We start from the raw sequence: 22,598 nt of genomic DNA on the forward strand, positions 1-22,598 counted from the left end.
GCGAGAGCGGCTAATCGGCACACGATTCCCGCCTCGCATGCCGACGCGGTGAACACATGTCGCTAGCGCCCTGGGTGAAGGACGATCACGACCGATCGCAGACCGGGCATATTCGCACAGCGTGTCTCAACCCTCTGCACAGTCAATGGAGTGCGGGGAACGTGAACCCCGCGGAGTTCGGTTAGCTCCGATTTGATTCACGCGTCGCGCTGATCAGGTTCGCGCGACGTGGACGCTCTTCAAACGTGCGCGGCCCAAGCAAGTCACCCGGCAACGACGACGGCAATGTTTGCAGCGTGATCGCGCTGAACACCACCACGCGGCGCGGGCGCGCGAGGCCGCGCGCGTAGATTTTCACGCTTTCGGTTTAATGTTCTGGTTGACTCGGAACAGGTTATTGGGATCGTACTTCGCCTTGATCGACGCAAGGCGCGTGTAGTTCTCGCCGTAGCTTAGTTCGACTCGGTTCTCGGCCTCGTCGGCGTCCAGGAAGTTGACGTAGGCGCCTTCCAGATTGAACGGGTGGATAGCCCCCCAGTAGGCACGACCCCAAGTCTTAAGCGCTTCGGCATCCTTGGGATCCGGGCTGACTGCGGCAATTACCATCGAAAAAGACGCGTCCCGCGCGCTCCACGGCGTGGCATCCCTGGGGATCCGCCGAACGGCGCCGTCGATGGGGTAAAGATGCATCAGGCAGAACGGGGTCGGTGCCTTGAGCGCGTTAGCGATGTGCACGTCGATTGCCTCGTCAGGCAGCGCCTTGACAAAGTCGCCCTTCCAGTACCATTGCAAGCCTTTAGGGAAAAACGGGTCGAACAGACTGTTGATGGCAGTCCACGGCATCTCGCCCATCCAGTTGAACAGCGGGACGGGCAGTTTCTCGAGCAGCGAGGCCATGAGTTTCTGACCTTCTGCGATCGGCCCGTTGAAGGCACCGATCAGGGCACAGGCGCGTTTGTTCCAGTGCTCCTTGGGGAAGGGATCGGTTGGAGGTACGGTTTTGAGGCCGACAAACAGGCCAAGCTCTTCGGGGGCGTGTGGGATGAAGTCGCGGTACGTCGCCATAACTTGCCTGGCATCCTTGGCGTCCCAGAAGATCGGACCGGCGAACACCATTCTGGCTGGGTGGCCCTGAAATAGAAAACTTGTGACCACGCCGAAGTTACCGCCGCCGCCGCGCACAGCCCAGAAGAGGTCAACGTGCTTGTCCTTGTTAGCGGTGACGAAAGAGCCGTCGGCCAGCACTACATCCACCTCGAGCAAATTGTCGACTGTGAGGCCGTGCTTGCGCGTGAGGTAGCCGGTTCCTCCGCCCAGGGTCAGACCTGCGACGCCCGTGCTGCCGACGATGCCGAGCGGTACGGCGAGGCCAAAAGCGTGGGTCGCGTGATCGACATCCGCTGCAGTGCAACCTGGTTCGACACGCACGGTGCTGCTCGCTGGGTCGACGCGCACGCTGCGCATCTGCGAGAGGTCGATGACCAGCCCACCGTCGCAACTGCCCAAACCGGGACCGTTGTGTCCGCCTCCGCGGATTGCGAGAAGCAGTTTGTTTTCGCGCGCGTAGTTGACCGCTGCCATGACATCGGCGGCATCGGTGCAGCGGGCTATCGCCTTGGGCCGCTTATCGATCATGCCGTTATAGAGCGCTCGCGCCTCGTCATAGTCCTTGTCTGACGGACCGATCAGCCTTCCGCGAAATCCCTGAATCGCAAACTCATCCATGACGCCGCCTCCTTGAATAGTTGGTCCATCGCGCACAGGCGCGATGAAGCGCTGCCGTCTTAAGAAGCCTCGCACCGAACTTTCGTTCGCGAGGCTGGCCTCGCACCCCACTTGATGAAAAGAATAGTGCGCCGACGCCATTGTCGGAAGGACCTTTCCGATTGACGACACTGACAGCAGAACGAGCGAGCAACGAGTCGAATGAAACTCGACCAAGCGGCGGTGGCTCTTTAGTTCAGCAGAAAAAAAGGGGCGCGTCCAACCGGAGAACTTGACCGGCCAGACGGCATGAAAGCGTCCAGCGCAGCCTCTAATGGTCATTTGAATGGCCGGCACCGGGAATTCCGAAAGTCCCTTAACGGTCGGGAGTGTGAGTTCGCTGTTGCACGAGCCTGCCGACCGTGCTCAGCCAGATAGATGGTGCATACCGCTCGCCGCCTCTTCTTGCTGCCCGCAATCTTCCAACGCTTGCAGAAATGTCGAACTCCACCAGTGCACATCGAACTTGCGGATTCGCTGAAGAAGCGCTTCGTGCCGGTTGATCCGTTCATCGAGCGACATCGTTAGCGCCCGCTGGATGGCCTGCGCCGTGCCTTGCGTGTCGTAGGGATTGACCAGCAGCGCTTCCTTCAATTGCTCCGCGGCTCCGGCAAAGCGCGAGAGCACCAGCATGCCCGGATCGGCGGAGTCCTGTGCGGCGATGAATTCTTTCGCGACCAGATTCATGCCGTCCCGCAACGGCGTAACGAGCGCAACTCGACTTGCGCGATAAAGACCCGGCAGACGCTTCCGGGCCACGTTGCGATGAATGTAGCGCACCGGCATCCAGTCCAGTTCACCGAAGTCGCCATTGATCGCGCCGCACAGGCTATCCATCTGACGCCGCAGATCGTCGTAGGCGTCGACGTCCTCGCGGCTAGGGGAGGCGATCTGGATCAGCGTCGCACTATCGCGGTTTTCCGGGTAGAAGGTCAGCAGTTCGCGGAAAGCATGGACACGCTGCGGTAATCCCTTCGAGTAGTCCAACCGGTCGACGCCCACCAGCAAACGCCGCCGCGAATACTCCTCGCGCATCCGGACGAACATGTCGCGCCCTTCCTTCGAGTCGGCAAGACGAATGAAGTCGTCGACGTCGATACCGATGGGGTACGCGCCGACCCGCAACGTTCGATTGAATGCCCGAAGACGATCCGGGCTCAACTGTTGTGCCTGCGCTTCCGATTCGACGTAGTGAGTGAAATGCGTCAGGTCGGCTTTGCTTTGAAAGCCCACCAGATCGTAGGCAAAGAGCGAGCGCATCAGCCATTCGTGTTCGGGAATCGCGGCCATGATTAGCGGCGGCGGCATCGGAATATGCAGGAAGAAGCCGATGCGGTTGTTACATCCCATGGCTCGCAACTCGGCCGCGAGCGGGATCAAATGATAGTCATGAACCCAGATGAGATCGTCAGGCTTCAATAGCGACAGCAACTTGTGCGCGAATAACTGGTTGACCCTCCGATAGCCTGCAGCGAATCGTGTGTCGAAGTTGGCCAGGTCCAGCCGGTAGTGGAATACCGGCCATAAGACATTGTTGGCGTAACCCAGGTAATACGTATCGTGATCTTCCCGGCTTAAATCAAGTGTCGCGAGGGTGACGTTGCCCGCCGTTTGAACATGAACTTCGCCTCGGCCGACTGTTGCACCATCCGCCGCTTCGCAGATCTTGCCACTCCAGCCAAACCAGAGCCCACCGGTCTGTAGCAGGCTGTCCTTTACCGCTACGGCGAGTCCGCCGGCTGCAGGCTTGCGAGGATCGGCAGTGCGATTTGAAACGACGACTAGACGACTCATGAGGTCCTTGTGCTGTTGCGCCCACGTGGCACCCACCGTCCGGACGCCAGGGGAGCGCCGACAGGGAATCATCCGCTCCATGGACGAGTTGACGCGAACCAAGATTTCAGCTCTTTTTCGACGTCTTGGCGATAAATGGCGTGGGTACGTGCTGACACGTCTCGCTTCCGCACTTCGGGCAACTCGGATGGGCGCTCTCGTGTTCGGCGAGATGTTCAGCGTGCTCGAACAAATGGCCACACTTCTCGCAACGATATTGGTACGTTGGCATGTGCACTTCTCCAACACGAATCCACCTGGCAGGCCTGATACGACTCACCAGCACTGCCCGGTACTGTGAGAAATCCATTCTAGTGCACGAATGCACAGGCATGCGTCTCCGGTTCGTACTAGGCTTGATTATGGCCAAGACGGTCGCTGTCCGGCGAAACGTGATGAACTAACATCCGCCTGCTGGCCAAAACCGCCTCTGCGCAGTGTTCCTGGCGGCACAGAACGAGGTCAGATATGCAACTGCTTACGGTAACTATCGTCAAACCTGAAGCGACGAACTTCATCCTGGGGCAAAGCCACTTCATCAAGTCTGTCGAGGATCTGCACGAGGCAATGGTCGGTACCGTTCCGGGTATCAAGTTTGGTTTGGCCTTTTGTGAAGCGTCAGGTAAGCGTCTTGTGCGCCGGTCTGGCACCGACGCCGACCTGGTCGAGTTGGCGTGCCAGAATGCCACGGCCATCGGCGCGGGCCACAGTTTCGTGATTTTTCTCGGCGACGGCTTTTACCCCGTCAATATTCTGAATGCGATAAAAACCGTGCCGGAGGTATGCCGGATATTCTGTGCGACAGCGAATCCCACGCAGATTCTGGTTGCCGAGACGGAGCAAGGGCGCGGCATCGTCGGGGTGGTTGACGGATTCCCGCCGCTCGGCGTGGAAAACGAGGAGGACGTTCAATGGCGTAAGGATCTGTTACGCGCTATCGGTTACAAAGTGTAGGTGTTGTGGCTCTCCTCGCGCGACTTGCGTGCCCATCGAACCATGGAACATTTACGCCGGCGGCCCGGCACGTGTGGTCAGCCATCCTGCGTCAGAGTGAGCATGCGCTGCGTGGCGGCGCACTGCGGCCAATCGAGACAAGCCAGACGCTGCTCGAAGAACGCGGCCTACGATTTCTCGTCCGCCTGGTTTCCGGCCTTGCATGCAAGGAGGAAACGCGGCAGGCGCGCAAGATCGAAACGGGGGCGCCGCGCGGTGAATCCGTTCCTTCCTTACGATCCCGACCTCATTGTGGCCGATCTCTCGGACACTCACGCCTACGGAAACTCGTCTTGATTTCTTGAACGGTTAGTCATAATATCCGCTGCATGAAGCAATCAGGCGATTCGAAACAATCCACGAAGAAAGCCGGCGAGGTCTGCTCGCGCGGCAGGCCGCGCGAGTTCGACACGGACACGGTATTGGCGAGCGCGAGCCAGGTGTTCTGGAATCACGGCTACCACGCCACCTCGATCGACGACCTGTGCAAAGCCACCGGCCTGTTGCGCGGCAGTCTCTACGGCGTGTTCGGCGACAAGCACGGCATCATGCTGGCCGCGCTGGATCATTACGCGGAAGGATCGGTCGCACGGCTCGCCGAGCGGCTGAACGCACCCGTGCCGCCGGAAGAATCACTGCGCAACGCTTTGCTGCATTACGCTCGGGTCGCGTGCGCGCTAACCGGCGAGCGTAGCTGTTTCATCACCAACACCACGCTTGAAATGCAACCGGGCGACGAACAACTGCGCACCCGCGTCGCCGCGATTCAGCGCCGCATGGCGACGCTGCTGGCGGCGTCGGTGATACGCGGTCAGGCGAGCGGCGCCTTCAACTCCACGCTCGACGAAAAAGCCGCCGGCGATTTTCTGCTCTGCGTCATGCAAGGTCTGCGCGTGCTGGGGCGGGTCGCTCACAAGGAAGACGCGCTGGTAGGAATCGTGGACGTCGCCATGCGCGCGCTCGTCTAAATTTTTTTGCCGAATTTTTGAACGATCAGTCATGAAAAGCGAACCGATCAAGTCCGCTGCGGCGGCACGCGTTGGACCTCAAGGCGCCGCAGCTGCAGCGGTGATCTGTCCTGGCACCGCGGCCGCGAATCTGGCGACGGGCGTGCCAAAGGGCGTAGCAAAGGGTATGGCACCAGCGGCCGACAAGACCCAGCCGCGCTTCGAACGGCAAGGCCTTGCGCTGGCGGTGCTATTCGTCGGCGCCTTCCTCGCGCCGCTCGACTACTTTATCGTCAATCTCGCGCTGCCCTCGATCCACACCGGCCTGAACGCCACCGATGCGCAATTGCAACTCGTCGTCTCCGCCTATGCGTCGGCGTATGCGGTGCTGCTGATCACGGGCGGGCGGCTCGGCGATCTGTTCGGCCGCCGCCGCATGTTCATGACGGGCATGGCGGCGTTCGTGGTCGCCTCGGCGCTGTGCGGCTTCGCGACCAGCGGGCACATGCTGGTGATCTCGCGGATCGTGCAGGGCATCGCTGCCGCCGTCATGGCGCCGCAAGTGCTCGCCACGATTCGCGCGGTGGTGCCCCTGCATCAGCAGACCAAGGTGATGAGCCTGTATGGCTTCGTGTTCGGCTTGTCATCGATCGTCGGCCAGTTGGGCGGCGGCGCGCTGATCACCTATCACCCGTTCGGGCTCGACTGGCGCATCATTTTTCAGATCAACATTCCGATCGGCATCGCGGCGTTTCTCGGCACGTGGAAGTTCGTACCGGAGAATCAGCCGGCCACGCGCACCGGCATCGACGTGAAGGGCGTGGCGCTGCTATCCGCCGTGCTGCTGCTGGTCATCTATCCGATGACGCATGGCCGCGAAGCCGGCTGGCCGGCGTGGACCTTCGTGATGTTCGCGCTTGCGGTGCCGGCGTGCGCGCTGTTCGTGATGACCGAGCAGCGCGTGGAGCGCGGCGGCGGCCATCCGCTGGTGGATCTGCAGTTGTTCCGCAACCGGGCCTTCGCGCTAGGGCTCGTGCTCGCGTTTCTGTTCTACTGCAACAGCGCGTTTTTCCTGACCTACGGGATCTTCCTGCAGACCGGTTTGCACTGGACGCCGCTCGCCTCCGGCATGGCGATTATGCCGTTCGCGATCGGTTTCGTCGTCGGGCCGCTGGCCTCGCCGGCGGTGGTCAAGCGCATCGGCGGCCATGTGCTCACGCTCGGTTTTTCGATGATGACGGTCGGCTTCATGGTCACGGGCTGGTCCGCCACCCAATCGGCTACGCCGGATCTGCTGTTCTATTGCGGGCTGGTATGCGCGGGCGTCGGTCATGGGCTGCTGCTGCCGTCGATCATGCGCATCGTGTTGCTGGAGGTCGTGCCGGAGAAAGCCGGGCTTGCTTCAGGCGTGGTGTCGTCGACGCTGCAGATCGGCTCGGCGTTCGGCACGGCAGCCATCAGCGGTGCGTTCTTCGGCGCGATTGGCGGGCGCGCGGCACCCGGCGACTACGCGCACGCGTTCCAGCTCAGCCTCGCGATCAACGCACTGCTGATGTTCGTGTGCATCGGCTTGAGCGTGCTGCTCGTGCGGCACCAGCAACTCGTGCTGCGCCGCCCGGCGCAGCCGGTTTAAAAAATCCGGCGGCGGCAATCGTTTTCAACAAAGATTGCCCGAGGGTATTAGGCATTTTTTTAAACGAGAGTGATTTTAAACATGGCGCATTTACCGGTGAGTTCGTTATTCACAGGTAATCTTGCTATGCAGGATCAGAATAAACCCTGAATCGCTGTCCGCCGGAGCATTAGATATGACGAAACCGCATTCGCATTTTCTACCGGCGGCGCCGACACTCGGCAGTAAGCCTTGCGATCGTGCAGTGCGGCACGGAAAGGCGGCCTGGCAGCCGATTTCAGGGTTTTCCCGGTTTTTACGCATCCACAGCCGGCAGTGGAAGCCATTCCACTTCCGGTGAAAACGGTATCAATAAAAAGCGCTTGCGGCCATTAATTTCGATTGTTAATCTTGCCCAATCCTTTAGCGTTTTCCTTCAGCAGATCCATAGTCGAAAAAAACCGGCGCAATGACTTAAATACCGTTCAACGGTTCCGTAGGGGGACGAATATGCTGACCGCTACCATTGACGCATTCCAGGCACCGCTCACCGCCCCGATCAACATCGGCGACGTCGTCACCTTGAAGGAAGGCGGCTCGCGCATGACGGTAACCTACGCAGGCCCCGTTGCGCTCAATCCTGGCGACTGGCTGATTTGCGAATGGTTCGATGAGCACGGCGAACTGCGCCGCGAGATGTTTTCACCCGCGAGCGTGCGCGTCGAGCCGCGCTCCATTCCCGCTGGTTCCGTCTTGTGGAACCGCATGAGCCGCGCGGCCTGAACGGCCCGCAGCGGGGTCGGCCGGCGCCTTGGCCGACCAGCCCGTTTTCCGCCTCGCCACACCACGCCTGATTTACTTGCCGGAGCGATCCCGCTCGCTCGCGCGTCGTTGCACGCGCACCAGCAGCGCGCTGGAAAACGCCCGCATCCTCACGAGCTTGCGCGTCTCCACGACTTCGCCCGCAATGTTCTTCGGCGGGTTCGGTTGCAACGACCAGTAGAGCGCGAGCAGCCAGCCGAACACGGTCCAGCCGAGACAGGCATTGAACAGCGCCAGCGTCAGCACGTCATGACGCTTGCGCCGGTCCGCCACCACGGCCGGCAAAAAGTAGAGCGCCAGCGCCAGCACCGCGGCGATGGCCTGCACGACGACATTGCCTCCCATGAAGCGGCTCCCTCGCGATAGGCGACCCATGCTGCGATTGTCGCGCGATTATTTTGTTTGCGTAAGCTCGCCGCAAAGCGTTGCGCCGTGCGTGGGATGACTGCCACCGGCAGTTCGCGCCGCCCGCTCAGCGAGGCCAATGTATTGCGAGGGGTTCAGCCAATCCCGCAACCGGACTATCATGATCGTTTCGACAGAACAGATCCCACGGACCGCCATCATGATCTCCGACGATACCCAGCAGGCTCAGCGCATCAACCCCGAGACGCTACGCGAATTCGTGGACCGCAAGTGGAACGACGAGATCGTGCCCGCGTTGACGGACTACATTGCCGTGCCGGCCAAGAGTCCGGCGTTCGATCCCGAGTGGGTCAAGCACGGCTATCTGGAGCGCGTGATCACCGACGCGGCGCAATGGGCCCAACAGCAGCCGGTGCGCGGTCTGAAACTCGAAATCATCCGCTTGCCTGGCCGCACGCCGGTGATCTTCTTCGAGTCCCCAGCGACGCGTTCGGGCAGCGAAGAAACCATCGTGCTGTACGGCCACCTCGACAAGCAGCCCGAGTTCGACGGCTGGCGCAACGACCTCGGGCCGTGGACGCCCAAGCTGGAGAACGACAAGCTCTACGGCCGCGGCGGCGCCGACGACGGTTATGCCATCTACGCAAGCATCACCGCGCTCGCCGCGCTGGACGCGCAAGGTGTCGAGCGTCCGCGTTGCGTCGGTCTGATCGAAACCTGCGAGGAGTCGGGCAGCTATGATCTGCTGCCCTATGTCGACGCGCTGCGCGAGCGGCTCGGCAAGGTCGGTCTGGTGGTGTGCCTGGATTCGGGCGCGGGCAACTACGATCAGCTGTGGCTCACCACGTCGTTGCGTGGACTCGTCGCCGGCGATCTCGAAGTGCAGGTGCTCGACGAAGGCATTCACTCGGGCGGCTATGGCGGCATCGCGCCGTCGAGCTTCCGTATCATGCGGCAGCTGTTCGACCGGCTGGAGGACTCCGCCAACGGCACGCTGCTGCCGAAGGGTTTCCATATCGACATCCCCGCGGACCGTCTGCGTGAGGCGGAAGCCACCGCCAGGATTCTCGGCGACGACGTCTGGAAGAAGCTGCCATGGGCGTGCGGCCAGGACGGCCGCCAGGTGCTGCCCACCACCACCGATCCGAAAGAGGCCTTGCTCAATTCGACATGGCGTCCGTCGCTGTCGGTGACCGGCGCGGCCGGCTTGCCCGCGCTCGCTGACGCCGGCAACGTGCTGCGTCCGCGCACGGCGTTCAAGCTGTCGCTGCGTCTGCCGCCGATGATCGAAGCGGAGAAGGCCGTTGCCGACCTGAAGGCGCTGCTCGAAGTCGATCCGCCGTACAACGCCAAGGTGACGTTCAAGCCGGACGCGGGCGCGGCGAGCGGCTGGAGCGCACCCGATCTCGCACCGTGGCTCGCCACCGCGCTCAACGACGCGTCGCGCCGGCACTACGGCGCCGACGTCGCGTATATGGGGCAGGGCGGCACCATCCCGCTCATGAACGTACTGAAGGCAGGCTTCCCCAAATCGCAGTTCATGGTGTGCGGCGTGCTCGGACCGAAGTCGAATGCGCACGGGCCGAACGAGTTCCTGCACGTGCCGTACGGCAAGAAGCTCACGGCCGCGGTTGCCGAGGTAATCGCCGCCGCGCCCTGAGCGAGTTCTATAACTTCTGCTTGGCCTGAATCCGTCACGTTCGCCGACCTTGTGAATGACCGATAACTCGACCGCTCAACCCGTCACGCCCCGGATTCCGGCCGATCAATTGCATGCCTATGTGAGGGCAATCTGGGAACGGGCGGGCAGCACGCCACGGGAAGCGGAACTGGTCGCCGATCATCTGGTGGCGGCGAATCTGACAGGCCACGACTCGCACGGCGTGGGCATGATTCCGCGCTATGTGGCGTCGCTCGCCGACGGCGAGCTTCAGTTGAACCTGCATGCCGACGTGGTCAAAGACGCTGGCGCCGTGCTGACTGTCGAAGGCGGTAGAGGCTTCGGCCAGGTGGTGGCGTTCGAGGCCATGGAGCAGGGTATCGAGCGCGCCAAACGCCTCGGCATCTGCGCGGTCGGCTTGCGCGGCGCGCATCACATCGGGCGTATCGGTCATTGGGCCGAACAGTGCGCACGGGCCGGCCTCGTGTCGTTCCACTTCGTCAACGTGGCGGGCGATCCGCTCGTCGCGCCGTTCGGCGGCGCGGACCGGCGCATCGGCACGAATCCGTTTTGCGCCGCGTATCCGCGGCCCGGCAAACCTCCGCTCGTACTCGACTTCGCGACCAGCACGGTGGCCTATGGCAAGACGCGCGTCGCCTATAACCAGGGCAAGCAGGTTCAACCCGGCGCGCTGATCGATCACGAGGGCCGCGCCACGCTCGAACCCAAAGTCATGCACGAAGCGCCGTTCGGTTCGCTGACGCCGTTCGGCGGACATAAGGGTTTTGGGCTCGCGGCCATGTGCGAGATTTTCGGCGGCGCGCTCTCGGGCGGCTTCACCACGCACTCGACCACGCTCGGCACGACCAACGCGATCATCAACTGCATGCTGTCGGTGATCATCGATCCGGCCGCGTTCGACGCGCCCGATGCGCAAGCCGAAGCCGACGCGTTCATCGACTGGGTGAAGGCCTCGCCGCTCGCGGCCGGCACCGACCGTATCTATGAGCCCGGAGAACCCGAGCGCGTGACGCGCGCGCAGCGCGAGGCGGAGGGTATTCCCGTGGATTCGGCCACATGGGCGCAGATTCTCGCCGCGGCGCTCGCCGTCGGCATGAGCGCGGAAGACGCCGGCCGCTGGTCCGCGCGTTTGCAATAAACGATTTTGATGCAAAAGCGCGGGCGCGATGGGTCGCCCGCGTTTTGATTATGCGAAGCGCATACACCGTCTGTTAGCCAACCCATCACAGAAGAAAATAATTCGCTGCTTATCATTTTCGATTGCATTTTCTAATCGAAAACAATTTCTCTGTCTTGCCATTCCGGCAAGACATTCAATCCCCGGCCGTGCGCAACTGATTGCGCGCCGTGCGCCTGTTTGCGGGTCGATTTCGCCCATTTTCGGTGCGCAAGCGTTTGCGCCGATGCGACATGCCTCTGTGCGTTCTCTTTCTCGCAGACCGCCTGCTGGCGGGCTTTTGAACGCGGCTTGCATTCATCTGTTGGTTACCCCGCTCCCATCCAATTCCGGTCTGCTTTAGGCTCGCATAGCAATACCAGTGTTTAACCTTAAAAGGACCGTTCAAAATGAATCTGCATAACCATCACGCCTGCCGTCCGTTCCTCGAAGCCGGCAATCTTTCGCAAATTTCGGCTTACTACGAAGAAGGCCGCAATGTCATGTGGATGATGTTGCGGGCGCAGCCGCGTCCCTGCTTCAATCTCGATCTGGTCCATGACATCCTGGAACTCGCGCAGGCAGCACGGGAATCAGGATTGCCGATCGATTTCTGGGTCACCGGTTCGTTGATTCCCACCATGTACAACGTCGGCGGCGATCTGGACTTCTTCGCGGACGCGATCCGCGCCGGCAAGCGTCAGGCGTTGATGTCCTATGCGCGCGCCTGTGTGGATTGCGTGCATGCGGCGTCGCGGGGATTCGACACGGGGGCGATTTCGATCGCGATGGTGGAGGGCACGGCACTCGGTGGGGGCTTCGAGGCCGCGCTCGCGCATCATTTCCTGCTCGCGCAGAGCGACGCACGCATGGGCTTCCCGGAGATCGCGTTCAACTTGTTCCCGGGCATGGGCGGTTATTCACTGGTGGCGCGCAAGGCCGGCATGCGGCTCGCGGAGGAACTGATCGGCGTCGGCGAATCGCATACGGCCGAATGGCATTACGGCAAGGGTCTGGTCGATCAGTTGTTCGAACCCGGCGAAGCCTACATGGCGACCCGTACTTTCATCGACACGCTCAAGCCGAAAATGAACGGCATCCGCGCGATGCTGCGGGCGCGCCAGCGCGTGCTGCAACTCTCGCGCGCCGAGCTGATGGAAATCACCGAGGATTGGGTCGACGCCGCCTTCACGATCGAGGAGAAGGACCTCGCCTTCATGGAGCGGCTGGTGACGCTGCAGAACCGCCGCACCTCGAACCTGCGTCAGACGGCCAGCGCGGCCAATTTCGCCTGAATTGACCCGAGCTCGGCGACGGGTTCGACCGCGGGTCCGACCACAAGGAGCCGCAAGGGCGGTGGCACCGGAAGCTCAGGCAATCAGCCTGAGCTTCTGTCTATCCTGCAACCAGCGTTCGAATTCAGCCGCCGGCATGGCCTGACCGTACAGGAAGCCCTGCACGTAATCCACGCCCAGACCCTTCATGAACACTTCTTCCGACTCGGTCTCGATCCCTTCGGCGACCACCTTGAAATTCAATTCCTGCGCGACGGCCACCATGGAGCGCACCAGTGCCTGCGCTTTGGTGTCGGCGTTGATCGAGCGCACGAAGCTGCGGTCGAGTTTGATGACGTCGAGCGGAATCCGGCCGAGTTGCGATAGCGACGAATAACCCGTGCCGAAATCGTCCAGATGAACCTGCGCGCCGAGTTGGCGGAACTGCTTGATCAGATCGATCGCGGCCGTTTCGTCTTCGATCAGGCAGCTCTCGGTCAGTTCGAGATCGATCAGGCAGGGGTCGAGCCTGGCATTCTGTAACGCCTCGCTGAAATGGCGGACCACGGCCGTATCGACCAGTTGCCGCGCCGACACATTGATCGCGATGCGCAGGTTGTAGCCGTCCGCCTTCCATTTGGCGGCCTGTTTCGCGGCCGTTTCCATGACCCAGCGGCCCAGTACGCCGATCAGCCCGGACTCTTCCGCGTAACGGATGAACTCGTTCGGCATGATCTGCCCGCGCTCCGGCGAATTCCAGCGCACCAGCGCTTCGACGCCCTGCACCACGCCGGTGGCGAGCGACAGTTTCGGCTGGTAGTGCAGCGTCAGTTGGCCTTCTTCGAGGCCGCGCCGCAGGTTGGTGTCGAGCCACATGTACTCGGCAACGCGGCGGTTCATTTCCGGCGAGAACACGCGGTGCGTGCGCTTGCCTTCGTCTTTGGCGACGTACATGGCCGTGTCGGCCGAACGGATCAGCGATTCGAGGCTGTCGCCATGTTCCGGATACAGCGCGATGCCGATCGAGCAGCCCGTGTAGACCTCTACGAGCCCGAGCGCGAACGGTGTGCGCATGCGTTCGAGAATGCGCTGCGCGGTGGTTTCGAGTTCGTGCGCCGTGCCCTTGGCGGCGAGGACGATGAATTCGTCACCGCCGAGACGCGCGAGCGTATCGCCTTCATTCAGGCACTCGCCGATGGCCGACGACACGTCGCGGATCAGGCGGTCGCCGAAGACGTGGCCGTAGTGGTCGTTGACCTTCTTGAAGTTGTCGAGGTCGAGGAACAGCACGCCGACGGCTTCGCCCGGCGCGGCGTCTTCGATGGCGGCGCGGATCTTGTCCTGGATCGCGTTGCGGTTCGCGAGGCCGGTGAGCGAGTCGGTATTAGCCAGTTCGGTGAGGCGTTCCTGCGCGAGCCGTTCCTCGGTGATGTCCGTGCCGGAACAGATCAGGAATTGTTCGTCGATGCCGCTGCCGCTCTGCACGAACTTGTTGCGGAACAGAAACAGCCGCTCGCCATGCACTGTTTTGACGCGCCGCTCGACTTCGTACGACACACCGCGATTGAAGAAGCCCGCAATGTTCTGGCTGGAGGCGGCGCCGTCTTCGGTGGACATGAACAACGCCCAGACGTTGCGGCCGACAATGTTCTCTTCCTTGACGCCCGTGAGTTCTTCGGCGAGACGGTTGAAGCGCTGTATTCGACCATGCCGGTCGACGATCACGACAACCGAATTCACTTCGGACACGACCTGCTCGGCAAACGAGAGGCCGTGCACCAGATCGCGGGCGACGGATTCGGTGTCGTCATAGGCGGAGGCGGTGCCGGCCCAACTGTTGCTGCTGAGTTTTTTACCGACCAGATGCAGACGCAACGGTTCGCCGAACAGCCGCACGTCGAGCACGAGGTGTGAGGTCACGCCCGTGAGGCAACGGATTTGCGAAGCCTGCTGAGGATTCAGCGGAATGGCGACACTGGCCGGCACGTCGCCAGTGACGGGCGTGAGTTCAAGCGCGTTGCTGTCGTTCGACAGACGCCAGCATGGGCTGCTTGTGCCGAACTGGGCAAATAGCACCTGCTCGTGTTGGTCGTCGTTCATGAGCTCCCCGGGCGGTGTGTGCCGGTGGCCGCCTTGAAGGCGGAGGCGGCAGACAGTCTTCATCATACTTAAGACTGTCCCCATTGTAGCGAAGCGATTGGAATAAGGCTTATAAAGATTTACGGTCAGTAAAACTTGTGCCTTTAGGCTTTTTCACGCCCTTTTCTACATGCTATTTTTTCCGTCACACTCAGGCAATTTACGGCGATCCGCGCGCATTCCAAAAGCTAAAACCGCCGCGCCAGCCACGCGCGAGCCTTTTCCCTTTCGGCGGGAACCGCTTCCAGCGACGGTTCGAACCAGAAAGTCCCTGCCACGAGGGTCGCGGCCACGATCCCGTCGCGATAGAGAATGCGGTTCCCCGCTACTGCGGGCACCCGTTCGCCGACCAGCAAAGTGCCGGCGAGATTCAGCGGATCAGTCCCGGCGACACAGACAAAAGCACCGTCGTTCGCATGTCGCCGCACTTCTCGCAGCACGGGAATTGCTTCGGGCAGCGAAAATTGTTCGCCGGCGAGGCCATTCACAAAGCGTCCGCCGCGAATCACGCCGCGCGCTTCGAGCCGCTGAAAAACGCGCAGCAGGTCTCGCCACGGCGGCAGCCACTCGGCTTCGCGTTCGAGCAGACGCCAGAACACCACGCCATAACGGCGCAACAGCGTCATCGCCACATGTTCCAGCACTTCGGGCGGCAATTGCCGGCGGCGCTCCGGCACATTCTCCGTCGCGGCAGCGGCACCAGCGGTGGGCCGGCTGACCAGCGCCCAGCGTCCCGCATCGTCCATGCCGCCGATCAGCGCGCTCGAGCGCGCGCGCCGGTTGCTGGAAAACGCGTTGCGTTTGGCAACCGGTTTCAGCAGCGCGCGCAAGCCCGCGAAACTGTCTGAGTTCACCAGGCCCGCCGCCACTAGCTCACCCAGCGCATTCTCCAATTCCATACGCAATACGCGAACTTCGGCGAGCAATTCGTCGAAGAACATCGCGCCGTGTTGCACGAGCGTTTCATACACGCTCTGCGCGCGCGCCGACAACTCCGGTTGTTTCGACGGATCGAGCAACGCGCTCCATACGCGCACTTGCGCACGCGGCAGCAGCACGATGGGCGTGCTGCGGATCGGCCCGCCGGTGCCGCGCGCGCGTTCCGTCAGGCGCGTCCAGACTATCTTGCCGGCCCGGCATAGTTCGTCGAGCGAAGTATTCGCATACGCCTTCACGCGCGCGGGCAGGATGTCTTCCTCCCATGCGGCCGCCGCGGCCTGGAAGCCTTCGAGCTGTTCGAGGACCGCGGCCAGCGCGTCGCGCCCCTCGCTGCGCGCGTCCGGCGTCAGATGCTGCCACTCGAACAGAAAGCGCATGAAATCGTGCCGCTCCACGGGCTCGATTTCGCGCCGCAAGCGTTTAACGGTGTAACGGTGAATCCGCGCGAGCAGATGTCGTTCGCACCACTCTTCTTCGGCGGCTTGCGGCATGAAGCGGCCGCGCATCACGTAGCCTTCGGCTTCGAGGCGCGTCAGGCTCTGTTCGACCGATGCGGCCGGCAATTTCAGCGCTTCGGCAATCGCGCCGACAGGCAGCGGGCCGAAGCCGGTCAGACGCGCACGGAGCACGTCGATCAGCGCGTCGTCTTCGTTCCAGCTTTCCGTGTAGCCTTTCGGCGCGGCCAGCGGCGGCGCGAATTCAGCGTGCGGATAGAGCGCCTGAAAACAGGTGACGCGTTCCACCGGCAGCCACAGGGCGCAATCATGGGCAAGCTGCAAGCGGGTGGCGCGCCCGGACTCGGCCAGCGACTCGAGCCAGGCCGGCCAGCCTTCGTTGCGGCGCGCTTCGGCCTCGGTGATGCAGGCAAGGCCGGTCAACGCTTCGTGCATCTCGTCGGCGTTGCGCGCTTGCGGCCATGCTTCATCGCGCACGCTTTCGATGGCTTCGGCATCGAGCGCACCGAGATCGTCGGCACTCGACGGGTCGGTCCAGCGCCGGTTCAGCACGGCTTGCGTGCGGCGTTCCTCGATCGGCGCGTCGTCGAGATAGGCGTACGGTTTCGCGTTGAGGATTTCGGCGGCGAGCGGCGAGGGCGCCGGCAAATCGCGCGCGACCAGTTGCACGTGGCCCTGTTCGATACGGCGCAGCAGCGCGATCCAGCGTTCGCTGTCCATCGCCTCGTGCAAACAGTCGTCGACGGTTTGCTCCACTAACGGATGATGCGGCAGTTCGCGTTCGCCGACCACGTTCTCCAGACACGCGGCCTGTTCGGGAAACACGTTCGCGAGCAGATCTTCGCTGCGCATGCGCTGCAATTGCGGCGCGGTTTTGCGCCCGCCCGTGTAACGCGGCAGGCCGAGCGCGGTCGTGGCGTTCCAGCGCCACCGCACGCCGAACAACGGCGCGTCGAGCAGCGCCTGAATCAGCAGATGCTCGGCACTGTTCGAATGCAGATAGCGCCATACTTCGTCGAGCACGAAGGAGTGGCTGCCGGTCAGCGACAGCACGATCGCGTCTTCCGTGGCGGCGGCTTGCAGCTCGAAGTTGAACGTGCGGCAAAAGCGTTTGCGCAATGCGAGGCCCCACGCGCGGTTGACCCGGCTGCCGAATGGCGCGTGGATCACGAGCTGGGTGCCGCCGGATTCGTCGAAGAAACGCTCCATGACCAGCGTGTTCTGCGTGGGCAGCACGCTGAGCGCGGCGCGCGCGCGGGCGAGATAGTCGACGATCTGGCGCGCGGCGGCTTCGTCGAGATGCAGGTTGTCGATCAGCCAGTCGATCGCGTGGTCGATGCGGGCGGAAAGCGTGTCGGCTTCGGCGCCGGTTTCGTCCGCCGCCGCGTTTTTATCGTCGAGAAGGCGAGCGATCTGTTCGCGCAAACGCGCGACGCCGAATGACAACTCGTCGCTGCGCCCCGGCGCTTCGCCGAGCCAGAACGGAATATTTGGCGGCTGGCCCTGCGCGTCTTCGACGCGCACGCGCCCGCTTTCGATCCGCAGAATCCGGTACGACGCGTTGCCGAGTTGAAACACGTCCCCGGCCAGACTTTCGACGGCGAAATCCTCATTGACGGTGCCGATATTGATGGCCTGCGGTTCGAGCACGACGGCATAGTCGGCGTTTTCGGGAATGGTGCCGCCCGAGGTGACAGCGACGAGCTTGCCGCCGCGCCGGCCGCGCAGCGTGCCGCTCACCACGTCGCGATGCACGTAAGCGGCGCGCGGACCGTTGCGGCTCGTGTAGCCTTCGGCAAGCATGCGCAGCACGGCGTCGTACTGCTCGCGCGTCAGGTCCGCGTACGGAGCCGCGCGCCGCATCAGGTCGAACAGCGCGTCCTCGTTCCATTCCGCGCTCGAGACTTCCGCGACGATCTGCTGGGCCAGCACATCAAGCGGCGCGCGGGGAATGCGCAGCGCGTCGAGTTCGCCGCGCCGCACGCAATCGAGCAGCGCGGCGCATTCGATCAGATCGTCGCGCGAATTCGGAAACAGCCTGCCTTTAGGCATGCCGCCGACATGGTGTCCCGAGCGTCCGACCCGTTGCAGGAACGGTGCGATCGCGCGCGGCGAACCCATCTGGCAGACCAGATCGACGTCGCCGATATCGATGCCGAGTTCCAGCGAAGCCGTCGCGATCAGCACGCGCAGTTCGCCACGTTTGAGGCGCTGTTCGGCGTCGAAACGATGTTCCTTCGCGAGACTGCCGTGATGCGCGGCGACCGCGTCCTTGCCCAGCCGCTCGGTCAGATGACGCGCGGCGCGCTCGGCCATGCGGCGCGTATTGACGAAGATCAGCGTGGTGCGGTGCATCGCCACCAGTTCGGCGAGGCGGTCGTAGACGCGCTCCCACACTTCGTTGGGCATGACCGCTTCGAGCGGCACGGGTGGAATCTCGAGCGCCAGGTCGCGTTCGCGAATATGACCCACGTCGACGATCGCGCAATCAGCGGGAATCCCGCTGTCGATGCTGCCGCCGCCCACCAGAAAGCGCGCGACCGCGCTCACCGGTTTTTGCGTCGCCGACAAACCGATCCGCGGCAAGCGTCTTTGGCACAGCGCATCGAGCCGTTCCAGGCTGAGCGCGAGATGGCTGCCGCGCTTGCCGCCGGCGAGCGCGTGAATTTCGTCGACGATCACCGTGCGCACGGTCGACAGCATGCGGCGGCCGGAGTCCGAACCGAGCAGCACGTAAAGCGATTCCGGCGTGGTAACAAGAATATGGGGCGCGCGCTTCTTCAGCGCATTGCGCTCCTGCTGCGTGGTGTCGCCCGTTCTCACGGCGGTGCGGATATCCAGCGGCGGCAAGCCTCGCGCGTCGAGTTCCGCGGCGATGCCTTGCAGCGGCAACTGCAGATTGAGGCGGATGTCGTTGGAGAGCGCCTTCAGCGGCGACACATAGACCACCAGCGTTTCGTCCGGCAGTGCGCCGCCGTCGGCGAGGCCCTGCTGGACCAGATCGTCGAGCGCGGACAGGAAGGCGGTGAGCGTCTTGCCCGAACCGGTCGGCGCGGCCACCAGCGTGGAGCGGCCACCGCGAATCTGCGGCCACGCGGCGGCCTGGGCGTCGGTCGGCGCGGGGAAGGTCTTGAGGAACCAGCTCGCGACCGCGGGATGGAAATCGGCGAGCGCGCCGGCCGTCGAGAGCCCGATGGCGGGCGTCGCGACAGGTGCGGCGGCGGGCGCCGCGCTCAAGGCAGCAGTGGTGGTGGAAGCCGAAGTCATGCTTGCGTAGTTGGGGGCGAGGCGTGCCATATCCAGAGGGCGGCGAAAGCAGCCGGTTGCATGGTTCAGGAATTAGTCTGGCAGGTTTACCCCGGTTTTGCCGAGGGCCGCGGGTCGGCATTTATGTCGCGATCGAAAGCCGCGTTGCGGGAATTTTTGCCGCGTGACGCGCGCTTGGGTCGCGCGCTGCCGGATTCCGCCGATTGCAGTACTCTCTACGCCTCACCCATCCACGAACCACGATGGAGTCTCGACGATGCGATACAACCAGTTGGGCCGTACCGGTGTGTTTGTCTCAGAGCTATGTTTGGGCACGATGACCTTCGGCGGCGGCGGGGGCATCTGGAAGCAGATCGGCGACCTGCAGCAGGCGGACGCGGAGCGGCTGGTCGGCCGGGCGCTCGACGCGGGCATCAATTTCATCGACACAGCCGACGTCTACTCGGAGGGCCTGTCCGAACAGATCACGGGCCAGGCACTGAAAAACCTCAAGGTGCCGCGCGACAAGATCGTGGTGGCCACCAAAGTCTTCGGCCAGACGGGCGAGTTTCCCAATGCGCGCGGCGCTTCGCGTTATCACATCATCGACGGCGTGAAGGCGAGTTTGAAGCGTCTGCAACTCGATCACGTCGACCTGTATCAGATCCACGGTTTCGATCCGGCCACGCCGATCGAGGAAACCCTGCGCGCGCTCGACACGCTTGTGCAGCACGGCTATGTGCGCTACGTGGGCGTGTCGAACTGGGCCGCGTGGTAGATTGCGAAAGCGCTCGGCATTTCTGAGCGCCTCGGCCTCGCGCGCTTCGAAACGTTGCAGGCGTATTACACGCTGGCGGGCCGCGACCTCGAACGCGAACTTGCGCCGATGCTGCACAGCGAAGGCCTCGGCCTGATGGTGTGGAGTCCGCTTGCGGGCGGCCTGCTGAGCGGCAAGTATGGGCGTGAGCAGCAGGGCGAGGCGGGCAGCCGTCGCACGACGTTCGATTTTCCGCCGGTCAATCGTGAGCGCGCGTATGACTGCATCGACGTGATGCGCGGGATCGCCGAGGCGAAACAGGTATCGGTCGCGCAGATTGCGCTCGCGTGGCTGCTGCATCAGCGGGTGGTCACCACGGTGATCGTCGGCGCGAAAAAGATCGAGCAGCTCGACGACAATATCGCCGCGACCGGCGTTTCGCTCACCGCGGATGACCTCGTGAAACTCGATCAGGTCAGTGCGCTGCCGACGGAATATCCGGGCTGGATGTTGGAGCGTCAGGGCGAGCCGCGCCGCAAACAGCTCGAAGAGGCGCGGCATCCGGCGGTGTAGCGGCAGCCCGGCATCTCGCGATGCCGCCGGTCATTCCGTGGCAGCCTGCGCTGCGTCAGACGCCTGCGCTGTATAAGCCGCCGTGGCATCCATCGTGCGAGCCGAGTACACCATCGCGGCGCCCGCATTGACGGCGATCGCCACGCCCAGCGCTTCGGCGATTTCCTCGCGCGTTGCGCCATGTTTGAGCGCTTCGGCGGTGTGGACAGTGATACAGCCGTCGCAGCGCAGGCTGACCGCGACCGCGAGCGCGATCAGTTCGCGCGTCCTGGCGCCGAGCAGGTCCTTCTTCTGGCCGGCGGTCGACAGCGCCTGATAGCCCCTGACGGTATCCGGCGACAGTTTGGCGATTTCGCCGATGCGGCCGAACAGTTCCTGACGGTAATCGATCCAGTTCAACATGGCAGTGCTCCTTGGGGTGATGCGCGTCGGCCGGTGCCGGCGTCGTGAGACAAGTATTGCGCCGCGCCGCGATATCCTGAATACTCGATTCGCTCAACTTTTAGCGCGATCGTCTCATGGATACGCTTAGCCGACTGATCGACCTTGCCCGGCCCCAAGCCAGTCTCGACCTGCGTTGCCTGCTGTCGGGCGCCTTCGACATCGATCATGGGCAGTTGGAAGCGGGCATTGCGCCGTTTCATCTGGTGCTGGACGGCGCGTGCGTCGTCGAAACCGCCGACGGCGCCCAGCGCGAGTTGCGCACGGGCGACTTCATGCTGTTTCCGCGCGGCGCGGCGCATCGTGTGCGCGATGTGCAGCGCTCGAACGCCACCGCACCGTTGACGCAAAGCCATGACGGCATGCTGCCGTTGCGACGCAACGACGGGAACGACAGCGCGCGCATCCCCGCCGACCTCGATCTTCTGTGCGGACGCTTCGTCTATTCGCCAGGTTCGTCGGCCTTGCTACTGAACGCGCTGCCTGATCCGTTGCATGTCTCGCTGAGCGGCATGGAAACGCGGGGCTCGCTGCAAACGGTGATCGCGCTGATGCGCAGCGAGGCCGAACGACGCCAGGCGGGCGCGCTCGCGATCGTCACCGCGTTGAGCCACGCGCTGCTCGCCATCGCGCTGAGGGCGCACGGCGAGCAGAACGCCTCGGCGTCAAGCGTACTCGCCTTGCTTGCCGACGCGCGCCTCGGCGCTTCCGTGCAGGGCATGCTGAGCGCGCCCGAACGGGCGTGGACCATCGCCGAACTCGGCGCTCTCGCCGCCATGTCGCGCGCCACTTACGCACGCCATTTCAATGAGCGCGCGGGCATGACGGTGATGGACTTTCTTACGCAGATCCGCATGACCATCGCCTGCGATCTGCTACGCCGCACGCAGCGCAGCGCGGCCGAGATCGGCGAGGCGGTGGGCTATCAATCGGAAGCCGCCTTCGGCAAGGCGTTTCAGCAAAGTGTCGGCGTGCCGCCGGGACGCTACCGGCGTCGTCCGCAAGAGAACGACGGGGCAGAAAACTAGCTACGGCTTGCCCGGTTTGCCTAACCAGCGATGCTCGATCCACGACATCAGAAAGGCCACCAGCAACGCGCAGATCGTGCCGAGCGTCACTTCGCCGAGGCGAAGCAGGGCTCTGTCCCACGCGGGCCCTATGCCCGGCACCAGCAGCATGATCGTCGCCGTGATTCCGCCCAGGCGCGCCGCGCTGCCGACATTCAGCGTCCAGCACAGGGCGATCGCCACGCCCACCGTGGCCGCGTAAGCCGCGAAATAGCCGGCGCCGAACGTGGCGCCCACCAGTCCGCACAAGCCGCCCAGCATCGCGCCGATGAATTGATCGCGCGACAGGTTGCGGGTGTCGACATAGCTATGTTGGCTGACCGCGATCGCCGTGATGGCGGCCCAGAAGCTTTGCTCCGTATGCAGCAGGCGGCCGATGGCGACCGCCAGACTCGCGCCGGCGACCGCCTGCACAGCCATGAAGCTGCCTTCGATCAGGCGCTCGCCGAGCGGCAACGACTTGAGAAAGGCAAACAGCGAGTTGGCGGCGCTCGCCCGTGCCGTGCGTCGGGAATCGTCGGGTGGGATCATCG

At 63.2% G+C, this 22,598-nt stretch carries 18 protein-coding genes and 1 pseudogene; 10 read left to right on the top strand and 9 right to left on the bottom strand.

The window, feature by feature from the left end; genetic code table 11:
* Positions 1–181: 181 nt before the first annotated feature.
* The 4 genes from B0G81_RS43535 to B0G81_RS08940 all read right to left on the bottom strand — a co-directional run bounded on the left by B0G81_RS43535 (position 182) and on the right by B0G81_RS08940 (position 3,829).
* Positions 182–358 carry a hypothetical protein gene (locus tag B0G81_RS43535; RefSeq protein WP_166678940.1) on the bottom strand — a complete coding sequence of 59 codons (177 nt, stop codon included), beginning with the start codon at positions 356–358 and terminating at the stop codon, positions 182–184.
* The gene (locus tag B0G81_RS08930; RefSeq protein ID WP_134134584.1) at positions 355–1,725 is read right to left on the bottom strand and encodes an FAD-binding oxidoreductase; all 1,371 of its coding nucleotides are present in this window, start codon (positions 1,723–1,725) and stop codon (positions 355–357) included. The genes B0G81_RS43535 and B0G81_RS08930 overlap by 4 nt, the downstream gene beginning before the upstream one ends.
* A 405-nt stretch (positions 1,726–2,130) precedes the next feature.
* A complete protein-coding gene (gene otsA, locus B0G81_RS08935) occupies positions 2,131–3,558 on the bottom strand; it encodes an alpha,alpha-trehalose-phosphate synthase (UDP-forming) (protein WP_106286472.1) in 1,428 nt (475 codons plus the stop codon).
* Positions 3,559–3,664: 106 nt separating this feature from the next.
* A complete protein-coding gene (locus tag B0G81_RS08940; RefSeq protein WP_106286471.1) occupies positions 3,665–3,829 on the bottom strand; it encodes a zinc ribbon domain-containing protein in 165 nt (54 codons plus the stop codon).
* Between the two features lie 236 nt (positions 3,830–4,065).
* Here B0G81_RS08940 and B0G81_RS08945 point away from each other — a divergent pair, with 236 nt between their 5' ends.
* The 5 genes from B0G81_RS08945 to B0G81_RS08960 all read left to right on the top strand — a co-directional run bounded on the left by B0G81_RS08945 (position 4,066) and on the right by B0G81_RS08960 (position 7,932).
* The gene (locus B0G81_RS08945) at positions 4,066–4,551 is read left to right on the top strand and encodes an adenosine-specific kinase (RefSeq protein ID WP_134134586.1); all 486 of its coding nucleotides are present in this window, start codon (positions 4,066–4,068) and stop codon (positions 4,549–4,551) included.
* Between the two features lie 71 nt (positions 4,552–4,622).
* Positions 4,623–4,895 carry a hypothetical protein gene (locus tag B0G81_RS45570; RefSeq protein ID WP_347877445.1) on the top strand — a complete coding sequence of 91 codons (273 nt, stop codon included), beginning with the start codon at positions 4,623–4,625 and terminating at the stop codon, positions 4,893–4,895.
* Positions 4,896–4,919: 24 nt separating this feature from the next.
* Positions 4,920–5,558 carry a TetR/AcrR family transcriptional regulator gene (locus B0G81_RS08950; protein ID WP_134134589.1) on the top strand — a complete coding sequence of 213 codons (639 nt, stop codon included), beginning with the start codon at positions 4,920–4,922 and terminating at the stop codon, positions 5,556–5,558.
* Between the two features lie 31 nt (positions 5,559–5,589).
* Positions 5,590–7,170, top strand: coding sequence for an MFS transporter (locus tag B0G81_RS08955; RefSeq protein ID WP_134134592.1), 1,581 nt, complete (start codon positions 5,590–5,592; stop codon positions 7,168–7,170).
* Between the two features lie 489 nt (positions 7,171–7,659).
* On the top strand, positions 7,660–7,932 hold the full coding sequence (locus B0G81_RS08960; protein WP_106278351.1) for a YodC family protein: 273 nt from the start codon (positions 7,660–7,662) through the stop codon (positions 7,930–7,932).
* Between the two features lie 72 nt (positions 7,933–8,004).
* Here the strand turns inward: B0G81_RS08960 and B0G81_RS08965 are convergent, their stop codons facing one another.
* On the bottom strand, positions 8,005–8,316 hold the full coding sequence (locus tag B0G81_RS08965; RefSeq protein WP_116121853.1) for a superinfection immunity protein: 312 nt from the start codon (positions 8,314–8,316) through the stop codon (positions 8,005–8,007).
* 220 nt (positions 8,317–8,536) lie between these two features.
* Here B0G81_RS08965 and B0G81_RS08970 point away from each other — a divergent pair, with 220 nt between their 5' ends.
* From B0G81_RS08970 to B0G81_RS08980, 3 genes are all read left to right on the top strand, one after another.
* Complete coding sequence (locus tag B0G81_RS08970) at positions 8,537–9,997, top strand: M20 family metallopeptidase (protein WP_134134594.1); 1,461 nt, start codon at positions 8,537–8,539, stop codon at positions 9,995–9,997.
* A gap of 55 nt (positions 9,998–10,052) precedes the next feature.
* Entirely contained in the window at positions 10,053–11,156 is a 1,104-nt protein-coding gene (locus B0G81_RS08975; RefSeq protein ID WP_134134597.1) for a malate/lactate/ureidoglycolate dehydrogenase, read from the top strand.
* Positions 11,157–11,584: 428 nt separating this feature from the next.
* Positions 11,585–12,469 carry a crotonase/enoyl-CoA hydratase family protein gene (locus tag B0G81_RS08980; protein WP_106278344.1) on the top strand — a complete coding sequence of 295 codons (885 nt, stop codon included), beginning with the start codon at positions 11,585–11,587 and terminating at the stop codon, positions 12,467–12,469.
* Positions 12,470–12,544: 75 nt separating this feature from the next.
* Here the strand turns inward: B0G81_RS08980 and pdeR are convergent, their stop codons facing one another.
* Positions 12,545–14,548, bottom strand: a complete 2,004-nt coding sequence (pdeR, locus tag B0G81_RS08985) for a cyclic di-GMP phosphodiesterase (RefSeq protein ID WP_116121851.1) — start codon at positions 14,546–14,548, stop codon at positions 12,545–12,547.
* Positions 14,549–14,775: 227 nt separating this feature from the next.
* On the bottom strand, positions 14,776–19,248 hold the full coding sequence (locus B0G81_RS08990; RefSeq protein WP_166678941.1) for a DEAD/DEAH box helicase: 4,473 nt from the start codon (positions 19,246–19,248) through the stop codon (positions 14,776–14,778).
* A gap of 256 nt (positions 19,249–19,504) precedes the next feature.
* Between B0G81_RS08990 and B0G81_RS08995 the strand changes: the two are divergent.
* Positions 19,505–20,557, top strand: a pseudogene (locus tag B0G81_RS08995) (aldo/keto reductase).
* Between the two features lie 30 nt (positions 20,558–20,587).
* On the opposite strand, the gene B0G81_RS09000 reads toward B0G81_RS08995, so the two are convergent.
* A complete protein-coding gene (locus B0G81_RS09000; protein ID WP_106278336.1) occupies positions 20,588–20,959 on the bottom strand; it encodes a carboxymuconolactone decarboxylase family protein in 372 nt (123 codons plus the stop codon).
* Positions 20,960–21,075: 116 nt separating this feature from the next.
* On the opposite strand from B0G81_RS09000, the gene B0G81_RS09005 reads away from it, so the two are divergent.
* Positions 21,076–22,026 carry an AraC family transcriptional regulator gene (locus B0G81_RS09005; protein WP_134134602.1) on the top strand — a complete coding sequence of 317 codons (951 nt, stop codon included), beginning with the start codon at positions 21,076–21,078 and terminating at the stop codon, positions 22,024–22,026.
* Here B0G81_RS09005 and B0G81_RS09010 read toward each other — a convergent pair whose 3' ends face one another.
* The gene (locus tag B0G81_RS09010; RefSeq protein WP_134143038.1) at positions 22,027–22,596 is read right to left on the bottom strand and encodes an FUSC family protein; all 570 of its coding nucleotides are present in this window, start codon (positions 22,594–22,596) and stop codon (positions 22,027–22,029) included.
* Positions 22,597–22,598: the final 2 nt, after the last annotated feature.

It is taken from the genome of Paraburkholderia sp. BL6665CI2N2 (assembly GCF_004366535.1).
Lineage (GTDB): Bacteria > Pseudomonadota > Gammaproteobacteria > Burkholderiales > Burkholderiaceae > Paraburkholderia.